The sequence below is a fragment of the Stenotrophomonas maltophilia genome (genome assembly GCF_004920835.1).
Taxonomy (GTDB): Bacteria; Pseudomonadota; Gammaproteobacteria; order Xanthomonadales; family Xanthomonadaceae; genus Stenotrophomonas; species Stenotrophomonas maltophilia_AQ.
On record NZ_QFHO01000037.1, the window covers coordinates 1 to 19388 of the forward strand.

A 19388-nucleotide genomic window follows, 5' to 3' on the forward strand; every position below is an offset into this window, starting at 1 on the left:
ACCACATAATCTGCTCTACGCTGCCAACCGCAACGCGCCTATCCATGCCCGGACGCCCCGCATGCCGCCCCTGCTGAAAATCCGCACCGAGCGCGGGCAGATGTCGGCCATCGAGCGCCGCATCGCCGACTTCATCCTCGACAACGCGCACCTGCTGCGCGACTACTCCTCGCAGCAGCTGGCCAGTGCGCTCGGCATCAGCCAGTCCAGCGTGGTCAAGTTCAGCCAGAAACTCGGCTTCAAGGGCTACCCGGACCTGAAGTATTCGATCGGCCAGGACGTGGCCCGCGCGGGTGCCGACCCGCAACAGGCGCCCAGCGAACCCGACAGCGGCGATGACTACCTGCGCCTGGGCGACGCCCTGCGCCGCAGCAAGGCTCTGGCCGAGGAGGAAACCCGCCAGGCCAATCCCCGAGAGGAGATCGAGCGCATCGTGCAGCTGCTCGATGGGGCACCGAAGCTGTTCGTGTACGGCCTGGGTGATGACGGCCTGTACGCGCGTGAGTTCGCCATGCGGCTGTCGCTGCTCGGGCTGCTGGTGGTGCCACATACCGACCCGATCCTGATGCTGGCCAATCTGTCAGCGGCACGCCCGGGTGACGCGCTGTTGATGTTCTCCGAGTTCGGCAACCTGCCCCAGCTCTCGCAGCTGTCGCGGCAGTTCCAGGACATGGGCGGCAAGGTGATTTCCATTACCCGCCACACCGCCAACCCGCTGCGCGCGCATGCTGATGCCGCGCTGGCGGTGTGCGCGCACGACCGGACGCCGCAGGTCGCGCAGCTGCTGTACCGTAGCGCCATGCACGCGCTGCTCGATTTCCTGTTCGTGCTGCTCTGCCACGCCAATCCGGACCGCCAGCAGCAACTGGCGGTGAACCTGGAGCGGATCGACCACCTGCTGGATTCCTGACCGGAGCGCACGTTGATGAAATCGCTGGCCCGCCTCGCCACCACTGCGCTGCTGCTTGCCGCTGCGGTGTCCGTCCACGCCGCGCCGCTCGATGGTGCACGCCAGCTGATCGTGGTTACCAGCGACAACTGGGACAGCACCCAGGGGCAGCTGCAGGCCTATGTACGCGACGGCAAGGGCTGGCACGCGCACGGGCAAGCCTTCCCGGTCGCGCTCGGCCGTACCGGCAGCGCGTGGGGCCTGGGCCTGCATCCGGCACAGGGCGATGGCCCGCAGAAGCAGGAAGGCGATGGCCGCAGCCCGGCCGGCGTGTTCGCGCTCGGCAGCGCCTTCGGCTATGCCATCACCCGTCCCGGCACCGCGATGGCCTACCAACCCATGCTCGAAAGCAGCTACTGCATGGATGTGCCCGGTTCACCGTTCTACAACCGCATCGTCGATGCGAAGAAGGTCGGCAGCGCCGCGATCAAGGGCTCCACCGAGCCGATGCGGCTGGACCTGCACAACAAGGGCGACGTGCGTTACCAGGAAGGCTTCGTGATTGCCCACAACCCGGACAACCAGCCCGGCAAGGGCAGCTGCATCTTCGCCCATCTATGGCGCGCGCCCCGTGAAGCCACGGCCGGCTGCACCGCCATGCCGCAGCCGCGCATGCAGGCGCTGCTGGACTGGCTGCGGCCGCAGGATACGCCGCGCTTCGTGCTGCTGCCGCGCGCCGAGTACAAGCGCCTGCAGGCACAGTGGCAGCTGCCCGCACTGAGCGGAGACGCCCGTTGAGCACCCCGGACGAACCGCAGCTGCAGCGCGCGGTCAGCCGCTGGCAGATCGTCGGCCTGTCGATCAACGACGTGATCGGCAGCGGCATCTACCTGTTGCCGGCCGCCACCGTCGCCCTGCTCGGCCCCTTCAGCCTGTGGGGCGTGGTCGCCGCCGGCATCGTCGTTGCGTTGCTGGTGCTGTGCTATGCGCAGGCCGCCAGCTACTTCGATGAGCCCGGTGGCAGCTACCTGTATGCCCGCGAGGCGTTCGGCCGTTTCGCCGGGTTCGAGATCGGCTGGATGATCTGGCTGACCCGCATCAGCTCGGCGGCCGCATTGAGCAACGCGCTGGCCGATGCGGTGGCACGCTTCTGGCCGTGGGCCGGCGCCGGCATGGGCCGCATCGCGGTGATCGTGGTATCGCTGGGTTTCCTCACCGGCGTCAACATCATCGGCGTGCGCTCGGCCGCGCGGACCGGCGTGGTGCTGGTGATCGGCAAGATGCTGCCGCTGCTGCTGTTCGTGGCCATCGGCGCGTTCTACATCGATCCGCAGCTGGTGTTCTCCGGCCAGCGCCCGGACCCGCACGACCTGCAGCGCATGGGTGAAGCCGCCTTGCTGCTGCTGTACGCCTACGCGGGCTTCGAGAACATCCCGGCTGCGGCCGGCGAGTACCGCAACCCACGCCGCGATATTCCGTTCGCACTGATCACCATGATCATCACCGTCACCGTCATCTATGGAGCGGTGCAGGTGGTGGCGCAGGGCACGCTGGCCGGGCTGTCCAGCTCGGCCACGCCGCTGGCTGACGCCGCCGCCGGCTTCGGTGGTGAGGCACTCGCGCTGATCCTGACCGTGGGCGCGACCATTTCCATCCTCGGCACCAACAGCAACACGATGATGATGGGCCCGCGCTTCCTGTTCGCGCTGGCGCGCGATGGCTACGGGCCGAAGATCCTGGCGCAGGTGCATCCGCGCTTCCATACACCGGCCGCATCGATCCTGTGCCAGGGCCTGATCGCGCTCGGGCTGGCGCTGTCGGGGTCATTCGTGCAGCTGGCGCTGCTGTCGATGACCACGCGCCTGTTCGCCTACATCGGTACTGCCGCCGCAGTACTGGTGTTGGCCAAACGCTACGCCGACCGCCCCGGTGCGCTGAAGCTGCCCGGTGGCCCGCTGATTCCGGTGCTGGCGCTGTTGCTGTGCCTGGCCCTGTTCGCCAGTGCCAGCTGGCAGAACATCGCCGCCGCGCTGGTCGCCTTCGCCATCGGCGCGGTGATCTACAAGTTGCCGCGAAAGGATGCCGACGCCGGGTGATCGGTAGCGCCGGGCCATGCCCGGCGGATTGATCTGACGATCACGCTGCCGGACCGGGCCGTTAACCGCCGCGCAGGCACGATCAGGCTTCGTCCACCACGGAGCCCTTCCATGACCGACTACCAGATTCCCGGCCGCGTGCCGGACGACAGCACCCCGCGCGACGCGGTCAGCAACTACTGGCGCGAGCGCTACACCTCTGAACCGTACTATGACGATCAGCTGTTCTTCGACGACTACGAACCAGCCTACCGTATTGGCCACTCGGCCCGCGCGCAGGACATGATCCGCGCCTACGAGGAAATGGAAGGCGAACTGGAATCACGCTGGGCCAGCGAACGTGGCAAGAGCCGGCTGGAGTGGGCGCAGGCCCGCAATGCCGTACGCCGAGGCTGGGAGGAAGCGATCAATCTCGACCAGCGGCTGGACAAGGGCGTGCCTCGCGGCACCTGACTTGATCGGATGCCGGTAGCGCCGGGCATGGCCCGGCGCTACCGGTCGTTTGTCAATCCTGTTCCGGCAGCGGCGGCACGCCCGCACTGCGCTTGCTTTCACCGTCACCGGCGGCGATCAGATCACGAGTGTTCTTCTGCACCGCCACCGCGCCGAACAGCGACAGCGCGAAGGCCATGCCATAGAAGCCCTTCTCGCTCAGCACCAGAGTCGCGTTCCACAGGCCAACCAGAAGCAGCAGCAGCGCAGACAGCAATGCGAACCAGCACAGCGCGTAATACAGGCCACTCACCGGAATTCCCTCGACACGGTCGCGCACGCTCTTCTGCAGCGACACCGCTGCGAACAGGCCAAACAGGAGCAGGGTTAGGTAGTAGCCCTTCTCGTTCAGCGGCATCTCCGCATTGAACAGGCCTACCAGGTAGGCCACCGCGCCGAGCAGCAGGGCCACCCAGGAGGCGGCAATGAAGGCCGGCGAGGGTCGATGGATGATCGGTGCGTTCATTGCGGTTCCTTGCAGTCAGGCGGGCATGCTTTGCCCGGGCGAACCCACCCTAGACGATCCCGCCGCCGCCGCACAGGGGGAAACAGGACCTTCGGGCCAGGACCGTCACCGCCCCGGTGGTATACAAGGGAGAGCCTGGCCATCCGCATCCCCTTCCGCTGGAGATACCCATGACCCGCACGCCCCTGCTGCTCGCCCTCGGCCTGTTGCCGATCCTCGCCACCACGGCCTGCAGTGCCGCCGGCCCCGATGCCAGTGGGCAGAAGGCTGCCGCCGCCAGCACAGACGCTGCCGACCAGCGACCGTTCACCGCCACCGAAATCAGTCGTTTCGACCAGCCGTGGGCAATGACGTTCCTGCCCGATGGCAGCCTGCTGGTGACCGAAAAGCGCGGCAAGCTGCAGCATCTGGACCTGGCCAGTGGCCAGAAGCATGAAATCACCGGTGTGCCCAAGGTCGCCTATGGTGGCCAAGGCGGTTTCGGCGATGTGATCCTGCATCCGCAGTTCGCCCGCAACCACGTCATTTACTTCAGCTATGCCGAAGAGGGCACGCTGGACACCCGTGGCGCTGCCGTCGCACGCGCCACGCTGGCGCTGGATGCCAAGGGTGGCGGTGAGCTGAAGGACCTGAAGGTGATCTGGCGACAGACGCCCAAGGTCAGCGGCGAGGGCCACTACGGCCACCGCCTCGTCTTCGGCCCGGACGGCAAGCTGTGGATCAGTTCCAGTGAACGGCAGAAGTTCGATCCGGCACAGGACATGGGCGGCAATCTCGGCAAGATCATCCGCCTCAACGACGACGGCAGCCTGCCCGCCGACAACCCGTTCGCCTCGCAGGGCGGTGTTGCCGCGCAGGTGTGGTCGCTGGGCCACCGCAACATCCTCGGCATGGCCTTCGACGCCAACGGCAAGCTGTGGGCGCACGAGATGGGCCCGGCCGGTGGCGACGAACTGAACCTGATCGTGCGCGGCGCCAACTACGGCTACCCGATCGTCTCCAATGGTGACCATTACGACGGCCGCCCGATTCCCGACCACAGCACCCGCCCGGAATTCGCCGCCCCGAAGGTGACCTGGACGCCGGTGATCTCGCCGGCCGGCTTCGTCATCTACAGCGGCAACCTGTTCCCGCAGTGGAAGGGCAGCGGCTTCATCGGCGGCCTGTCATCCACCTCGCTGGTACGTGTGGCCTTCGATGGCGACAGCGCGCGCGAAGCCGAACGCTTCAACATGGGCGAACGCATCCGTGAAGTGGAACAGGGCCCGGATGGCGCACTGTGGCTGCTGGAAGACGGCAACAAGGCGCGTCTGCTGAAGCTCACCCCGAAGACCTGACAGGGTGGTAGTGCCGGCCGCTGGCCGGCACGTTTGTCTGCAACGGCCCCGCACGCGGGGCCGTCTGCGTTCATTGAATGGTGATGACCTTCACCTCGGTCTTCGTGCAGGCCTGGTCCAGGCACTGGCCGTTCAACCACACCTGCCCATCGCCGATCATCACGCCCTGCTGGTTGACGAAGACCTTGCTGAAGTCCTGCTCGGACACCGCCTTGACCACCGCCGGGGTGATGATCTTCTCGTAGTTGCGCTGGAACTCACCGGGACCGGTGATCTTCTTTCCACCGCTGATGTTCAACGGGAAGCGCACTTCCTCGACCACGGCAGCGCGATCACCGCCGATCACCGCGGTCTTGAACGTGTTGAACACCTTCTCGTACTGCGCGGCATCGCCGAGCAGGGTTTCAATGCGCGCACGCGCATCCGCCGCAGGCTCATCCGTAGCGGTGGGTGCAGTTGAGGCGGGTTCGGCGGCAGGCTTGGCAGGTTCAGCCGCAGGCGTCGCTGCAGCACTGGCCTCCATCGGCGGCGGTGCATCCACCGCAGGCTCGGCCGGCGGCGCCGGCTGCGAACAGGCCGCCAGCAACAGGGCGGGAATCAACACAGCGATCATGCGCATGCGCGGGCATCCATCGGTTCAAGGATGCCGATGGTAGCGCCGGGCCATGCCCGGCGCTACCACCCCGCGATCAGCCCTTCAGCAGCTCGAACTGCACCGCTTCACCGGCGGCCGAAGACGCGCACACCCACACGTCGAACAGGCCCGGCTCGGCACGCAGCACGCCATCGCGGCCGGTGAACGCCAACTGCTCGCGGGTCAGGGTGAACACCACCTCGGTGGACTCGCCCGGCTGCAGTGCCACCTTGCGGAAGTCCTTCAGCTCGCGCACCGGACGCACGCGGCTGGCCACGCGGTCGTGGATGTACAGCTGCACCACTTCTTCACCGGCCACATCACCGCTGTTGGTCAGCGTGGTGGTGAGGGTCAGGGTCTCATCCCAGCCCAGCTGGGCTGCGCTCAGCTGCGGCGCGCCGTAGGCGAAGGTGGTGTAGCCGATGCCATGCCCGAACGGATACAGCGGCTCGTTCGGAATCTCGCGCCAGCGCGCCTTGAACTCCGACATGGTCGGCAGTTCCGGCCGACCGGTACGCGGGTGGTTGTAGAAGTACGGCTGCTGGCCCGACACCTGCGGGAAGCTGACCGGGAGGCGGCCCGACGGGCTGTAATCGCCGAACAGCACATCGGCCACGGCATGGCCGGTCTGCGTGCCCAGGTACCAGGTCACCGCCACCGCCTGCGCATTACGCACGGCGCCCTGCAGGGCCAGCGCGCGGCCATTGCGCAGCAGCACCACCAGCGGCTTGCCAGTCATCGCCACGGCCTCGGCCAGCGCCTGCTGTGCCGGCGGCAGGGTGATCTCGACGCGCGACTGCGCTTCGCCGCTGTAACGCTGCGGCTCGCCCAGCGCCAGCACCACCACGTCGGCGCGCAGCGCAGCGGCCACGGCCGCTTCGGTGCCACCGGGGATGGCCACTTCCAGTTCGCAGCCTGGCACGATCTCCAGCAGCGCTTCGTCGCTGATGGCGGCACGCACGCCGGTTTCCAGGTCCACGTAACGCTGCTTGTCGCCAAACAGCGTCCAGCAGCCCTCGATGTTTTCGCGGTCCTGCACGAACGGGCCGATCAGGGCGATCTTCTGCCCGGTCTTCTGCAACGGCAGCACGTTGTCGCGGTTGTTCAGCAGCACGATCGAGCGACGCGCCGCATCGCGCGAGAGTTCGTCATGGTCGGCGATATGCGAGGTGTCGGCTTCGCGCGCCGGGTCCAGCGAACGGTACGGATCGTCGAACAGGCCGATGGTTTCCTTCAGCCACAGGATGCGGCGCACGCCTTCATCCAGCACCGCCATCGGCACCTCGCCGCTCTCGACCAGGCCCGGCAGGTGCTCGGCATAGAAGCCGCTCTGCATGCTCAGGTCGAGGCCAGCAGTGAACGCCTTGGCGGTGGCATCGCGGTCGTCGGCGGCATAGCCGTGCGCGACCAGTTCCATGTCGGCGGTGTAATCGGAGATCACCACGCCCGGGAACTTCCACTCACCGCGCAGGATGTCGGTCAGCAGCTCGGCGTTGGCGCTGGCCGGCACGCCGTTGATGTCGTTGAACGAAGACATCACGGTGATCGCGCCGGCGTCGAAGGCGGCCTTGAACGGTGGCAGGTGCACGTCGCGCAGGGTCTGCGGCGAGATGTCCACCATGTTGTATTCCATGCCGGCCATCACCGCGCCGTAGGCGGCGAAGTGCTTGGGCGTGGCCAGCAACGAATCGTCGGCGCGCAGGTCGCTGCCCTGGAAGCCGCGCACGCGGGCGGCGGCGAATGCACAGCCCAGCACCACGTCCTCACCGGCACCTTCGGCACCACGGCCCCAGCGCTGGTCGCGCGCGATGTCCACGGCCGGTGCGTAGGTCCAGTGCAGGCCGGCGGCAGTGGCTTCGACGGCGGTGGCGCGCGCGGTGCGCTCGGCCAGGTCCGGCTCGAAGCTGGCGGCCTCGCCCAGCGGAATCGGGAACACGGTGCGCATGCCGTGGATGACGTCAGCAGCCAGGATCACCGGGATGCCCAGGCGGCTCTCTTCGGTGGCGACCTGCTGGATGCGGCGGCCCAGCTCGGCGCCCACACCATTGAACAGCGAGCCGACCTTGCCCTCGCGCACCTGCTGCAGCACCTGGTCGGCATTGCGCACGTTGGCTTCCGGGTTCACGTCCGGGGCGAACGGGCGGACCATGTCCGCGAAGACACCCAGCTGGCCGACCTTTTCCTCGACGGTCATCTGGGCAATGAGGGATTCGATGCGATCGGAGGCCACCGGCAGTCCTTGATGAAAACGTTTACAAGCCCGGCATTCTAGCGATCCCGGGCGATTTGGCGAGAGGTTTTTTCATTCAGTTTCAGCCACCAGCGGGGTCCGTATGGCCCCGCCGGAGGCATCGCAGCTTACTCCGAGCCGGCCAACTGGCGCTGCCCGGCCATCAACATGGCGTCGCTGGAGGCCTGGAACACCCGCAGGCCGAAGGCCGGCAGGATCGCCAGCAGGTGGTCGAAGATGTCCGACTGCACCGCCTCGTATTCACCCCAGGCGGTGCTGCGGGTGAAGCAGTACAGCTCCAGCGGCAGGCCTTCGGTGGTCGGCTGCAGCTGCCGTACCAGCAGGGTCATGTCGGTATGGATGCCCGGGTGGCTGCGCAGGTAGCGCTCCACATAGGCACGGAAGGTACCCAGGTTGGTCACCCGGCGGCTGTTGACCTCGGCCACGCCCTGCTCGCGCAGGCGTCCGTTCCACTGCCCCAGCTCCTGTTCCTTGTCCTGCAGGTAATCACGCAGCAGCGCGAACTGGCCGAGGAAGGCCAGGTCGCCCTCGTCCAGGAATCCGACGCTGTGCTGGTCCAGGTACAGCGCGCGCTTGATGCGGCGGCCACCGGCCTCCTGCATGCCGCGCCAGTTCTTGAACGACTCGGTCACCAGCTTCTTGGTCGGGATGGTGGTGATGGTCTTGTCGAAGTTCTGCACGGTGATGGTGTGCAGCGCGATGTCGATCACATCGCCGTCGGCGTTCTGGCTGGGCATCTCGATCCAGTCGCCGATGCGCACGCGGCCATCGCCACTGATCTGCACGCTGGCCACCAGCGACAGGATGGTGTCCTGGAAGATCAGCATCAGCACCGCCGTAGCCGCGCCCAGGCCGGTCACCAGCGGGCCCAGCTTCACCCCCAGCAGGGTCGCGATGATGGACAGGCCGGCGGCCACGAACACCACGATCTTGACCACCTGCAGGTAGCCCTTGATCGGCTTGTTGCGCGCATCGGGCTTGCGCTCGTACAGGCTGTTGGCCGCGTCCAGCGCATGCGAAAACGCCATCGAGACCGTCAGCACGGCCCACACGATGCACAGCTTGATGATCACGTTGACCAGGCCGGGCGGCAGGTCGGGGATGAGGGTGATGCCCGAGGCGATCACCTGGCTGGGCACCACGTTGGACAGGCGCGAGATGACCCGCATCAGGTGGCTGCCACGCCCGGACTCGGCGCCCGGCAGGCGCTGCAGCAGGCGCCGCAGACCACGCACCAGGATGCGCTTGGTCACCCAGTTGGCCAGGCCGGCTGCGATCAGCAGCGCCGAGATCATCAACGCCAGGTAGGCGCCAGGATAGGGTTCCAGTGTGTTCTGCAGCCGTTCCAGCCACTGTACCGCCACCACCGCGTCCACCATCAGTTGTCTCCTTCGTCATTGCCGTTGAGGTTGCCGGCCAGCGGCCGGCACTACCGGGTCAGTCCCGCGAACGTTCGATGATCACGCCGACCGCGCGCGCGCCGCGCACCGCGCCCGGCTTGCTCAGCTTCAGGCGCAGCCACTTCACGTCGAATTCGTCCAGCACGATCTGCGCGCAGCGCTCGGCCAGGGTTTCGACCAGGCCGAATTCCGACTCACGCACGAACTGCTCCAGGCGCTTGCTGACCGCCTTGTAGTTCAGGGTGTGAGCGATGTCGTCGGAGGCCGCAGGACGACGGTTGTCGAAGCCCATCTCCAGGTCGAACACCAGGTCCTGGCGGATCCGTCGTTCCCAATCGTAGATGCCGATCAGGGCGTCGATCGTCAGCCCCTCGATGAAAACCTTGTCCATTGCGCTTACCAGCCCGAATACAGGGGGCCATGGTAACGGCACGGCGGTGAGCCTGCCCGGAACGGGCGGCGGGTGGCCGGTAGGGACGCGGCTCCAGAAAAGACAAAGGGCCCTGCTAGCGGGGCCCTTTGGTACCTCTCAACGTCCCCGGGGGGAGCTGGAATCCAGCCGCGAGTCCCGGAGCACACGATGCAGATCATGACGTTCATTCCCTCTACGGTCCAGAGTCAGTCGCGACATGTTGGTGGAAGCTCAAGGTGATAGAGGAATTCTGCTGTCTGACGCAGCGGCGTTGCCCGATATCACGCCAGCGGCAACCAGCGCAGGCTGGTGATCCGCCATGTGGTCCGTATTTGATGAGAGAGCAACGAATACTGCAGGCAGCGCTGTCACGCCCACGATGGGCGACGTACAAACGTATCGCGGACCGGCACTCTTTGGATGCCGCCTCGCTTTACGTATGGAACATGCAGATGTGCGGCGCGCTGCTATCCCCCCTGCACGTCTGTGAAATCGTAATCCGCAACGCGGTGGCCGCGGCGCTGGCGCATGCCTATGGGCCGCGCTGGCCTTGGCATCCTGCACTGCTGCAGCGGATGCCAGCAGATGGCGCGTTGTCGGCCTTGCAGGATATCCATAGACAGGCAGATCGTCGGATGGACACTCAGGAGATCATCGCCAGCCTTCGCTTCGCGTTCTGGCAGCAACTTTTCACGCGGCGCTTCGAGGGAGCCATCTGGACGCGGGGCTTGAAGATTGCGTTGCCGAACGCGCCACAGAATGCTCTCAGCGTGGTTCGCACGAACATCCACGCAGACATCGGGCGCATCCGCCTCCTGCGCAACCGCATCGCGCACCACGAGCCCATCCTCGAGCGCGACATCGGCGCCGACCTGGCGGCGATCGGGCGGCTGATCCATGCCCGCTGCCCGCATACGCTGGGCTGGCTGCAGCGCCATGAGCGGGCGACAACGGTGTTGGCGGCGTCGCCGTTGGCAGGGCGTCCGTAATGTGTTCGCCGGGCGTGGCCCGGCGCTACGGGCTCAGACCGCCGGCAGGGTCGCCATGTCCCAGCGCGGGGTAACCTCGACCTTTGGCGGGCTGTGCTGGCCGGCCTGCAGGCGCAGCGCGCCGGCGAAGGCGATCATCGCGCCGTTGTCGGTGCACAACGCCGGCCGCGGGAAGCAGGCACGGCCGCCAAGGCGCTCGGCCATCTGCTGCAGGCGTGCGCGCAGGCGCTTGTTGGCGCCGACGCCGCCAGCCACCACGATCACGTTGGTCCCGGCCGCTTCCAGCGCGCGCTCGCACTTGATCGACAGAGTCTCGACCACGGCATCTTCAAAGCCGCGGGCGATGTCGGCACGGGTCTGTTCGCTCTGATCGCTGTCGCGCCAGGCCATCAGGACCTGGGTCTTCAGGCCGGAGAAGCTGAAATCCAACCCCGGGCGGTCGGTCATCGGCCGCGCGAAGCGGTAGACACCCGGCGTACCCTGCTCGGCCAGCCTGGCCAGCTGCGGACCGCCCGGATAGGGCAGGCCCATCATCTTGGCGGTCTTGTCGAAGGCCTCGCCGGCCGCATCGTCCAGGGTCTCGCCCAGAAGGCGGTACTGGCCGATCGCATCCACCGCCACCAGCTGGGTATGGCCACCGGACACCAGCAGCGCCACGAACGGCGCCTGCGGCGGGTCGTCTTCCATCAGCGGGGCCAGCAGGTGGCCTTCCATATGGTGTACGCCCACCGCCGGTACCTCCAGCGCCCAGGCCAGCGAGCGGGCCACACCCGCACCGACCAGCAGCGCGCCAACCAGGCCGGGACCGGCCGTATAGGCCACGCCGTCGATATCACCTACACCCAGGCCGGCTTCGGCCAGGGTCTGGCGCACCAGCGGCAGCAGCTTGCGGACGTGGTCGCGGCTGGCCAGTTCGGGCACCACACCACCGTATTCGGCGTGCAGGGCGATCTGGCTGTAGACCGCATGGGCGCGCAGGGCCGCGCTGCCGGCCAGGTCGGTGTCATACACCGCCACGCCGGTCTCATCACAGGAAGATTCGATGCCAAGGACTCGCATGCCTGCTATTATGACGCCCCTGCCGCCCCCTCGGGGACGCGCAGGTCTCACTGCTTTCGAACCTCTGGCCCGTATTCAGGGTTGGCCGCTTGCAGTTTGTCTATTCGCCGCTATAATGTGCGGCTCGCCGGGCGTGACCCGGTTCTACTGTGTCCCGGAGATTCCATGCCCAGCGTCAAAGTCCGCGAGAACGAGCCCTTCGAGTTTGCTCTTCGCCGCTTCAAGCGCACTTGCGAAAAGGCCGGTGTGCTGGCCGAAACCCGCAAGCGCGAGTTCTACGAAAAGCCGACCCAGGAGCGCAAGCGCAAGGCCGCCGCTGCTGTGAAGCGTCAGCTGCGCCGCTCGTCGCGCGACGTTACCAAGCGTCAGCGCCTGTACTGATCGGACGCATCTTCATTGCGATGGGCTTGCCTGTCGCGATGGAGCCGAAGCCGGCACGCGCGAGCGTCGCCGGCTTTTTGCGTTTCCGGGTTCGGGCATCCGCCCCGCCCCACCACCACCACGAGGTTCCTCATGAGCATGAAGCTGCAGCTCACCGAAGACATGAAGGCCGCCATGAAGGCGGGCGAGAAGCACAAGCTGGGCGTGATCCGCCTGATCAACGCCGCCATCAAGCAGCGCGAAGTGGACGAGCGCATCGAGCTGGATGACACCGCCGTGATCGCCGTGCTCGACAAGATGGTCAAACAGCGCAAGGACTCGGTCAGCCAGTTCGAAGCCGCCAACCGCGAAGACCTGGCCGAGATCGAGCGCGCCGAGATCGTGGTCATCGAAGCCTACCTCCCGGCCAAGATGGGCGAAGCCGAGATCGTCGCCGCGATCCAGGCCGCCATCGCCGAAACCGGCGCTTCCGGTCCGGCCGACATGGGCAAGCTGATGGGCGCACTGAAGCCCAAGCTCGCTGGCCAGGCCGACATGGGCCTGGTCTCCAAGCTGGTCAAGCAGCAGCTGGCGTAAGCCATTGCCGGGGTCGGATCCCTTTCGCATCGCGGAAGGGTTCTGACCCCATTGATGCACCCGCTTCACCGCACCTTCGACCCCCGGCTGCTACAACATCCCCATGGTCGAGCAATCGCACTCCCCCGCCGACACGCGTCCCCACGGCATTCCCGCACGGCTTCGCCACTACGCTGACCGCCTGCAGGACAGCTTCCCGATGGCCGTCGCCAAGCGCTTCGTCGAAATCGACGTGCTGACCCAGGCCGCCTCGGTCTCCTTCTACGCCCTGCTGTCGATGGCACCGCTGCTGGTGCTGCTGCTGTGGCTGACCGCCTCGCTGTACCCACCTGCACAACAGACGCTGATCAGCCAGATCGGTTCAGTGGCCGGCAGCAGCGTGGCCAGTGTTGCCGACACCGTGCTGCACAACGCCAACAGCCAGCCCAGCGTCGGTTCATTGGCCGGGCTGTGGAGCACGCTGCTGCTGTTCATCGGCGCCACCGCCGTGTTCGCCCAGCTGCAGAACGCGCTGAACCGGATCTTCCACACCAGCGGCCAGCGTCTGGAAGGCATCAAGGCCTGGCTGCGCAAGCGCGTGTTCTCGTTCGGCGTGGTGCTGGCACTGGGCTTCCTGCTGATCCTGTCGATGACCGCCACCACTGCGCTGCAGGTGGTGTTCGCGCAACTGCCCTCGGTACTGCCGGCAATCGGCTACCTCACCTCGCTGCTGCTGTACACGCTGGCCTTCGCCTTCCTCTACCACTACCTGCCGGACCGCCGCGTGGCCTGGCGGCAGGCCTTCATCGGCGGCGCCATCACCTCGGTGCTGTTCACCCTCGGCCGCTATGGCATCGGCGTCTACATCGCCACCGTGGCCCCGGGCAGTGCCTACGGTTCGATGGGCGCGCTGGTGATCTCGCTGGTCTGGATCTACTACGCCACCGCCGTGTTCTTCGTCGGCGCGCTGATGACCGCGGTGATCGACGAACGCCAGCATGCACGGGCGCAACTGGCCAGGGCTGGGGTCGAGTCCGAACAGGCCAGCCCCGGCATCGCCAGCGAGTAAACTAGGGGAACCTGCCGCCCCTGCTGCGCGCCCTGGCGGCCGCGCCCCGTTCTGTTGCCCATGGCCCGTATCCCCGACGCTTTCATCGACGACCTGCTCGCCCGCTCCGACATCGTCGAGGTGGTGGGCAGCCGCGTGCCGTTGAAGCGACAGGGCAAGGAATACGCAGCGCGCTGCCCATTCCATGACGAGCGCTCGGCGTCGTTCACGGTCTCGCCCACCAAGCAGTTCTATCACTGCTTCGGTTGCGGCGCGCACGGCACCGCGATCAGCTTCCTGATGAACTACGACCGCCTCGAATTCCTCGACGCGGTGGATGAACTGGCCAAGCGCGCCGGCATGGAAGTGCCCCGCAGCGAGAACCCGCGCAGCCCCCAGCAGCAGGACGACAGTCGCGAGCTGTATTCGGCGCTTGAGGCGGCCACGAAGTTCTTCCAGAGCAACCTGCAGGGCAGCGAAAAGGCACGCAGCTACCTGGATGGCCGTGGCGTGGACGAAGAGAACCGCGCCCGCTTCCAGATCGGCTATGCGCCGGATGGCTACAGCGGCCTGCGCGATGCGCTGGGCAAGGACGAGCGGCGCATGAAGCTGCTCGACCGCGCCGGCCTGTTCTCCAAGAACGACCGCGGCCACGTCTACGACAAGTTCCGCGACCGGGTGATGTTCCCGATCTTCGACCGCCGCGGCCGGGTGATCGCCTTCGGCGGCCGCGTGTTCGAGAAGGACGACGGCCCCAAGTACCTCAACTCGCCCGAGACCGCGCTGTTCCACAAGGGCCGCGAACTGTACGGCCTGTGGCAGGTGCGCCAGGCCAACCAGAAGATCGAGCGGCTGATCGTGGTCGAGGGCTACATGGACGTGGTCTCGCTGTTCCAGTTCGGGGTCACCCAGGCGGTGGCAACACTGGGTACTGCAACCACGCCGGACCATGCCGAACTGCTGTTCCGCAACGCGCCGGACGTGTTCTTCTGCTTCGACGGCGACGCCGCCGGCCGCCGCGCCGGCTGGAAGGCGCTGGAGTCGGTGCTGCCGCGCATGAAGGATGGCCGCCAGGCCTTCTTCCTGTTCCTGCCCGATGGCGAGGACCCGGACACCATCGTGCGCAAGGAAGGCGCCGAGGCGTTCAACGAACGCCTGAAGCAGGCCACGCCGCTGTCGCAGTTCTTCTTCGACGAGCTCACCCGCGAGGTCAACCTGGGCACGCTCGATGGCAAGGCGCGCCTGGCCGAGCGTGCCAAGCCGATGCTGGCGCAGATTCCCGACGGTGCGTTCGGCGACCTGATGAAGCAGCAGCTGGCGCAGCTGACCGGGCTCGGCGGCAACGCCCAGGCCGCGCGCGCGCCGTTGCCGCAGCGCCAGCCCTCGCGAACGATCCAGCCGGTGGCCAAGCGCAGCCTGGTGCGCGGCGCGATCGCCGTGCTGCTGCAGCAGCCCTCGCTGGCGCTGACGCTGGGCGGCAAGCACCACTTCCAGGGCCTGCGCCTGCCCGGCGTGGAGCTGCTGCTGGAGCTGCTGGGGCTGGTCGAGCAGCGACCGGACATCAGCACCGGCGCCCTGCTGGAGCACTTCGACGGGCGTGAGGAGCAGGCATCACTGCACACACTGGCCGCGCAGACGATGCCCGGCGACGACGCGATGTGGACCCAGGAACTGCACGATGCCGTCGCCCAGCTGGAGAAACAGCTGCTGGTGCAACGTCTGGAAGAGTTGTTGGCAAAGCAGCGCCAGCAGGGCCTGGACGATACTGACAAGTACGAACTGCGCGAGCTGCTGAAGGCCCGCGCCGGACTGCGCCTGTAGCGGCAGAACGTTTTCACGGAGAGGACCATGCTGCTGCGCCTGACCTGCCTGCTGTTGTTGTCGCTCTGCCTGCCGCTGGTGGCCTGGGCTGAAGACGCGCCCCTCAACGAAGTTCGCCCCGGCCTGTATGCAGGTGGCCAACCCAGCGCCGCACAGCTGCAGGCCTTGGCCGCGCAGGGCGTGCGCACCGTGATCGACCTGCGCCAGCCCGGCGAAGACCGCGGCTTCGATGAAACGCGCGTGGCCGAATCACTGGGCCTGCGCTATGTACGCATTCCGGTGGCCGGCGCCGACGGCCTCGATGCAGTCAACGTGCGCGCCGTGCACCGGGCCCTGCAGCAGAGCCAGGGACCGGTGCTGCTGCACTGCGCCTCCGGCAACCGCGCCGGCGCCGTGCTCGCCCTGGTCAACGCACGCTACGAACACGCCAGCCCAGAACAGGCACTGCAGCTCGGCCAGCGCGCCGGCCTGAAGTCGCTGGAAGCCGCTACCCGCCAGCGCCTGGCCACACCGGTCACCTCGCCCTGAACCCTCCGCACCAAGGACCCTGCCCACCATGACCCGCTGGTGGTCGCGCCTGCGACCGGACAACTTCACCCTCGCCCTGCTGTGCACCGTCGGCCTGGCCTCGCTGCTGCCGATGAAGGGCGCCGCCGCCATCGTCCTCGACGATGTCACCACCGTCGCCATCGCCGCGCTGTTCTTCCTGCATGGCGCGCGCCTGCCCCGCGAGTCGATCATCGGCGGCATGCTGCACTGGCGGCTGCACCTGACCATCCTGGCCTGCACGTTCATCCTGTTCCCGCTGCTGGGCCTGCTGTTCAAGCCGCTGTCGGGCTGGCTGCTGACCCCGGAGCTGTATCTGGGTGTGCTGTTCCTGTGCACCCTGCCCTCCACCGTACAGTCGTCCATCGCGTTCACCTCGATGGCACGCGGCAACGTGCCTGCCGCGGTGTGCAGCGCCTCGCTGTCGAGCATCCTTGGCGTGTTCCTGACGCCGCTGCTGCTGACCGCGCTGGCCGGCACCTCCGGCGGCGTGCACGACCCGCTGCACGCCATCGGCGGCATCATGCTGCAGCTGCTGGTGCCGTTCGTGGCCGGCCACCTGCTGCGGCCGTGGATCGCCGGCTGGGTGGAGAAGCAGCGCGCGCTGCTGCGCTACACCGACCAGGCCACCATCCTGCTGGTGGTGTACTCCGCGTTCGGCGAAGCGGTGACCGAAGGGCTGTGGAGCAAGACGCCACTGTTGTCCCTGTTCGCGGTGGCCGTGGTGGCCGCCGTGCTGCTCGGCATCGCCATGCCGCTGATCACCTTCCTCGCCCGCCGCCTGCACTTCAACCGCGAAGATGAAATCGCCATCGTGTTCTGCGGCTCGAAGAAGAGCCTGGCCACGGGTGTGCCGATCGCCAAGGTGTTGTTTGCGGGTGGCAGCCTCGGCGCCATCGTGCTGCCGGTGATGATCTACCACCAGATCCAGCTGATCGTCTGCGGCGTGATCGCGCAGCGGTATGCGCGGCGCAAGCCCTGACCCGACGCGCGGGTTGCTGCGGAAGAAACATCCACGCGTGGCGTGGATCTACTGTAGAGCCGGGCCTATGCTCGGCTGATGCCCGTGATCCAGAGTAGATCCACGCCATGCGTGGATGATCACCAGCTCGAATCGCTGTCCAGCAGCCGCGCCACACTGAAGCGCGGCAGCCACACCCACAGGTCGTAGCTACGGCCAGCGTCGGTATCCAGTCTGGGCGATGCACCTTCATGACTGCCCAGCTGACGTGCTCCGCAGCGCTGAACGGCTGTACACCCCCAGCCTTCCCCGCCACGCGCCTCGATACGCACGTTGTAAAGGTCCAGATCCTTCAGCAGTGCGGTCATTGGCGGGTACGCAATCATCTTCGGCTGCGTGCGCATGCCATGCACGTTGCCGGTCAGCACCAGCAGCCGCCCGTTCTTCGGCAGCGCCTGAGCACGTGACCGTACTTCTTCGGCCATCAGCCGGTCACGCGCGCCGGTGCCGGCCATTTCGGCGGGAAGCACGCGGTCGACGCCGAACACCTGCACGTCGCGCCCCTGGGTGCGCAGCACGCGTGCCGCTTCGATCAGGTCGAGCATGTCTTCGCTGCGACGGCCATCATGCATCCGGCTGCGGACGTTCCAATACGTTGTGCCATGCAATACAGCGCGCGCCTCGGCCGTGCCGGCAGACGCCATATAGGTCGCCAGCGCGGCGTTCTCGTCAGTCGGCAGCTCCAAAGCCAACCGCACCGGTGCGCCGTCGGCCGCGTAGGCCTCCACCAGCTCCCGGATCAGCAGCGGTGTCTCACGGGTACCGTGGAACTCGCCTAGTACCAGCAGGCGGTGGTCACCTGCGTACTGGCGGATCTGCGCGACGGTGTCGTCGGCATGCGCATTGAAGGCCATGCCCAGCGCCAGCAGCAGCGCAGCGATCCAGCGGAAGATCGAATGCATCCCTGCTCCATCCTTTCCTTGGGGTCAGGAACAGCAATGGCGACGCCACTGGAAGAGATCAAGTGTAGAGCCGAGCCCATGCTCGGCTGCTCTTCCAACCGACCCTCAGCCGAGCATGGGCTCGGCTCTACAGTGGATTGGCGCCATGGATCAGACGGGGTCAGAGCCCCTTCGGGGATCGGACCCCGAGGTTACAACCAGGGCAGGATCCAGTGATCCACCAGCAGGAAGGCGAACAGCGCCATCAGGTAGACGATGGAGTAATAGAACATCTTCATCGAGAACAGCTCGTCCGGCGGGTCCAGCATGCGCCAGGCGTACCAGAGGAACACGGCGTTGAGCACGATCGCGCCGCCCAGGTAGAACGCGCCGCTCATGCCCACCAGGTACGGCAGCAGGCAGACCAGTGCCAGCACCACCGAATACGCCATGATCTGTTTGCGGGTGTGCACCACGCCGTGGGTCACCGGCAGCATCGGAATTTCCGCCTTGGCGTAATCCTCGCGGCGGAAGATCGCCAGCGCCCAGAAGTGCGGCGGCGTCCAGATGAAGATGATCAGCACCAGCAGCGACGAGTACGCCCAGTCCGACGAACCCTGCATGCCGGTTACCGCGGCCCAGCCCAGCATCGGCGGCATCGCGCCGGCCAGGCCACCGATGACGATGTTCTGCGAGGTCGCACGTTTCAGGTAGACGGTGTAGATCACCGCATAACCGATCAGCGAAGCGAAGGTCAGCACCGCGGTGATCAGGTTCACCCACAGCACCAGGATCACCATCGACAGCACGATCAGCACGCTGGCGAACACCAGCACCTGCCACGGCTTGACCTTGCCCACCACCAGCGGCCGCCACGAGGTACGTGCCATCTGCGCATCGATGTGCGCATCCAGCAGCTGGTTGATCGCGGCCGCGGCCGACGCCGCCAGCCAGATGCCGAGGAAGCCGAGCACGCCGGCGCGCACCTGCTCCCAGCTGGGCACTCCGGGGATGGCCAGGACCATGCCGACCAGGGCAGTGAAAACAATGAGGGCGACGACCTTGGGCTTGGTCAGGTCCCAGTACTGGCGGTAATTGGAAAACATGGAA

At 66.7% G+C, this 19388-nt stretch carries 20 protein-coding genes; 12 read left to right on the forward strand and 8 right to left on the reverse strand.

Annotated elements, in window-relative coordinates; all coding sequences use genetic code 11:
- The first annotated feature begins 61 nt into the window (after positions 1 to 61).
- From DI041_RS19000 to DI041_RS19015, 4 genes are all read left to right on the forward strand, one after another.
- Positions 62 to 910, forward strand: coding sequence for a MurR/RpiR family transcriptional regulator (locus DI041_RS19000; protein WP_046983879.1), 849 nt, complete (start codon positions 62 to 64; stop codon positions 908 to 910).
- 15 nt (positions 911 to 925) lie between these two features.
- Complete coding sequence (locus DI041_RS19005; RefSeq protein WP_046983880.1) at positions 926 to 1687, forward strand: L,D-transpeptidase family protein; 762 nt, start codon at positions 926 to 928, stop codon at positions 1685 to 1687.
- Positions 1684 to 2985, forward strand: a complete 1302-nt coding sequence (locus tag DI041_RS19010; protein WP_046983881.1) for an APC family permease — start codon at positions 1684 to 1686, stop codon at positions 2983 to 2985. Before DI041_RS19005 ends, DI041_RS19010 begins: the two co-directional genes overlap by 4 nt.
- Positions 2986 to 3096: 111 nt before the next feature.
- Positions 3097 to 3438, forward strand: a complete 342-nt coding sequence (locus DI041_RS19015) for a hypothetical protein (protein WP_004139052.1) — start codon at positions 3097 to 3099, stop codon at positions 3436 to 3438.
- A gap of 52 nt (positions 3439 to 3490) precedes the next feature.
- Here DI041_RS19015 and yiaA read toward each other — a convergent pair whose 3' ends face one another.
- Positions 3491 to 3943 carry an inner membrane protein YiaA gene (yiaA, locus tag DI041_RS19020; protein ID WP_046983882.1) on the reverse strand — a complete coding sequence of 151 codons (453 nt, stop codon included), beginning with the start codon at positions 3941 to 3943 and terminating at the stop codon, positions 3491 to 3493.
- Between the two features lie 170 nt (positions 3944 to 4113).
- Here yiaA and DI041_RS19025 point away from each other — a divergent pair, with 170 nt between their 5' ends.
- Positions 4114 to 5280: a PQQ-dependent sugar dehydrogenase gene (locus tag DI041_RS19025; protein ID WP_136639637.1), complete on the forward strand. Its 1167-nt coding sequence runs from the start codon at positions 4114 to 4116 to the stop codon at positions 5278 to 5280.
- Between the two features lie 70 nt (positions 5281 to 5350).
- On the opposite strand, the gene DI041_RS19030 is transcribed toward DI041_RS19025, so the two are convergent.
- From DI041_RS19030 to folB, 4 genes are all read right to left on the reverse strand, one after another.
- On the reverse strand, positions 5351 to 5899 hold the full coding sequence (locus DI041_RS19030; protein ID WP_046983884.1) for a hypothetical protein: 549 nt from the start codon (positions 5897 to 5899) through the stop codon (positions 5351 to 5353).
- Between the two features lie 70 nt (positions 5900 to 5969).
- Positions 5970 to 8144, reverse strand: coding sequence for a glycoside hydrolase family 3 N-terminal domain-containing protein (locus DI041_RS19035; RefSeq protein ID WP_136639636.1), 2175 nt, complete (start codon positions 8142 to 8144; stop codon positions 5970 to 5972).
- Positions 8145 to 8272: 128 nt separating this feature from the next.
- On the reverse strand, positions 8273 to 9544 hold the full coding sequence (locus tag DI041_RS19040) for a mechanosensitive ion channel family protein (RefSeq protein WP_136639635.1): 1272 nt from the start codon (positions 9542 to 9544) through the stop codon (positions 8273 to 8275).
- Positions 9545 to 9602: 58 nt separating this feature from the next.
- Positions 9603 to 9956, reverse strand: a complete 354-nt coding sequence (folB, locus tag DI041_RS19045; RefSeq protein ID WP_025878255.1) for a dihydroneopterin aldolase — start codon at positions 9954 to 9956, stop codon at positions 9603 to 9605.
- Between the two features lie 356 nt (positions 9957 to 10312).
- Between folB and DI041_RS19050 the strand changes: the two genes are divergently transcribed.
- Positions 10313 to 10966 (forward strand): hypothetical protein, encoded by a 654-nt coding sequence (locus tag DI041_RS19050; RefSeq protein ID WP_136639634.1) that lies wholly within the window; start codon positions 10313 to 10315, stop codon positions 10964 to 10966.
- Between the two features lie 33 nt (positions 10967 to 10999).
- On the opposite strand, the gene tsaD is transcribed toward DI041_RS19050, so the two are convergent.
- On the reverse strand, positions 11000 to 12025 hold the full coding sequence (tsaD, locus tag DI041_RS19055) for a tRNA (adenosine(37)-N6)-threonylcarbamoyltransferase complex transferase subunit TsaD (protein WP_136639633.1): 1026 nt from the start codon (positions 12023 to 12025) through the stop codon (positions 11000 to 11002).
- A gap of 165 nt (positions 12026 to 12190) precedes the next feature.
- Here tsaD and rpsU point away from each other — a divergent pair, with 165 nt between their 5' ends.
- The 6 genes from rpsU (at position 12191) to DI041_RS19085 (ending at position 17358) form a co-directional block, all read left to right on the forward strand.
- The gene (rpsU, locus tag DI041_RS19060; RefSeq protein WP_002808376.1) at positions 12191 to 12406 is read left to right on the forward strand and encodes a 30S ribosomal protein S21; all 216 of its coding nucleotides are present in this window, start codon (positions 12191 to 12193) and stop codon (positions 12404 to 12406) included.
- Positions 12407 to 12538: 132 nt separating this feature from the next.
- Positions 12539 to 12982 carry a GatB/YqeY domain-containing protein gene (locus DI041_RS19065; RefSeq protein ID WP_046983889.1) on the forward strand — a complete coding sequence of 148 codons (444 nt, stop codon included), beginning with the start codon at positions 12539 to 12541 and terminating at the stop codon, positions 12980 to 12982.
- Positions 12983 to 13085: 103 nt separating this feature from the next.
- On the forward strand, positions 13086 to 14030 hold the full coding sequence (locus tag DI041_RS19070; protein ID WP_046983890.1) for a YihY/virulence factor BrkB family protein: 945 nt from the start codon (positions 13086 to 13088) through the stop codon (positions 14028 to 14030).
- Between the two features lie 60 nt (positions 14031 to 14090).
- Positions 14091 to 15830: a DNA primase gene (dnaG, locus tag DI041_RS19075; RefSeq protein WP_046983891.1), complete on the forward strand. Its 1740-nt coding sequence runs from the start codon at positions 14091 to 14093 to the stop codon at positions 15828 to 15830.
- A 27-nt stretch (positions 15831 to 15857) separates the two neighbouring features.
- Positions 15858 to 16358 (forward strand): protein tyrosine phosphatase family protein, encoded by a 501-nt coding sequence (locus DI041_RS19080; RefSeq protein ID WP_136639632.1) that lies wholly within the window; start codon positions 15858 to 15860, stop codon positions 16356 to 16358.
- 28 nt (positions 16359 to 16386) lie between these two features.
- Positions 16387 to 17358, forward strand: coding sequence for a bile acid:sodium symporter family protein (locus tag DI041_RS19085; RefSeq protein WP_004138540.1), 972 nt, complete (start codon positions 16387 to 16389; stop codon positions 17356 to 17358).
- 119 nt (positions 17359 to 17477) lie between these two features.
- Here the strand turns inward: DI041_RS19085 and DI041_RS19090 are convergent, their stop codons facing one another.
- Together DI041_RS19090 and cyoE are read right to left on the reverse strand one after the other, a co-directional pair.
- The gene (locus DI041_RS19090; protein ID WP_136639631.1) at positions 17478 to 18299 is read right to left on the reverse strand and encodes an erythromycin esterase family protein; all 822 of its coding nucleotides are present in this window, start codon (positions 18297 to 18299) and stop codon (positions 17478 to 17480) included.
- Positions 18300 to 18490: 191 nt separating this feature from the next.
- Entirely contained in the window at positions 18491 to 19384 is an 894-nt protein-coding gene (gene cyoE, locus DI041_RS19095) for a heme o synthase (RefSeq protein ID WP_046983893.1), read from the reverse strand.
- Between the last annotated feature and the right edge of the window lie 4 nt (positions 19385 to 19388).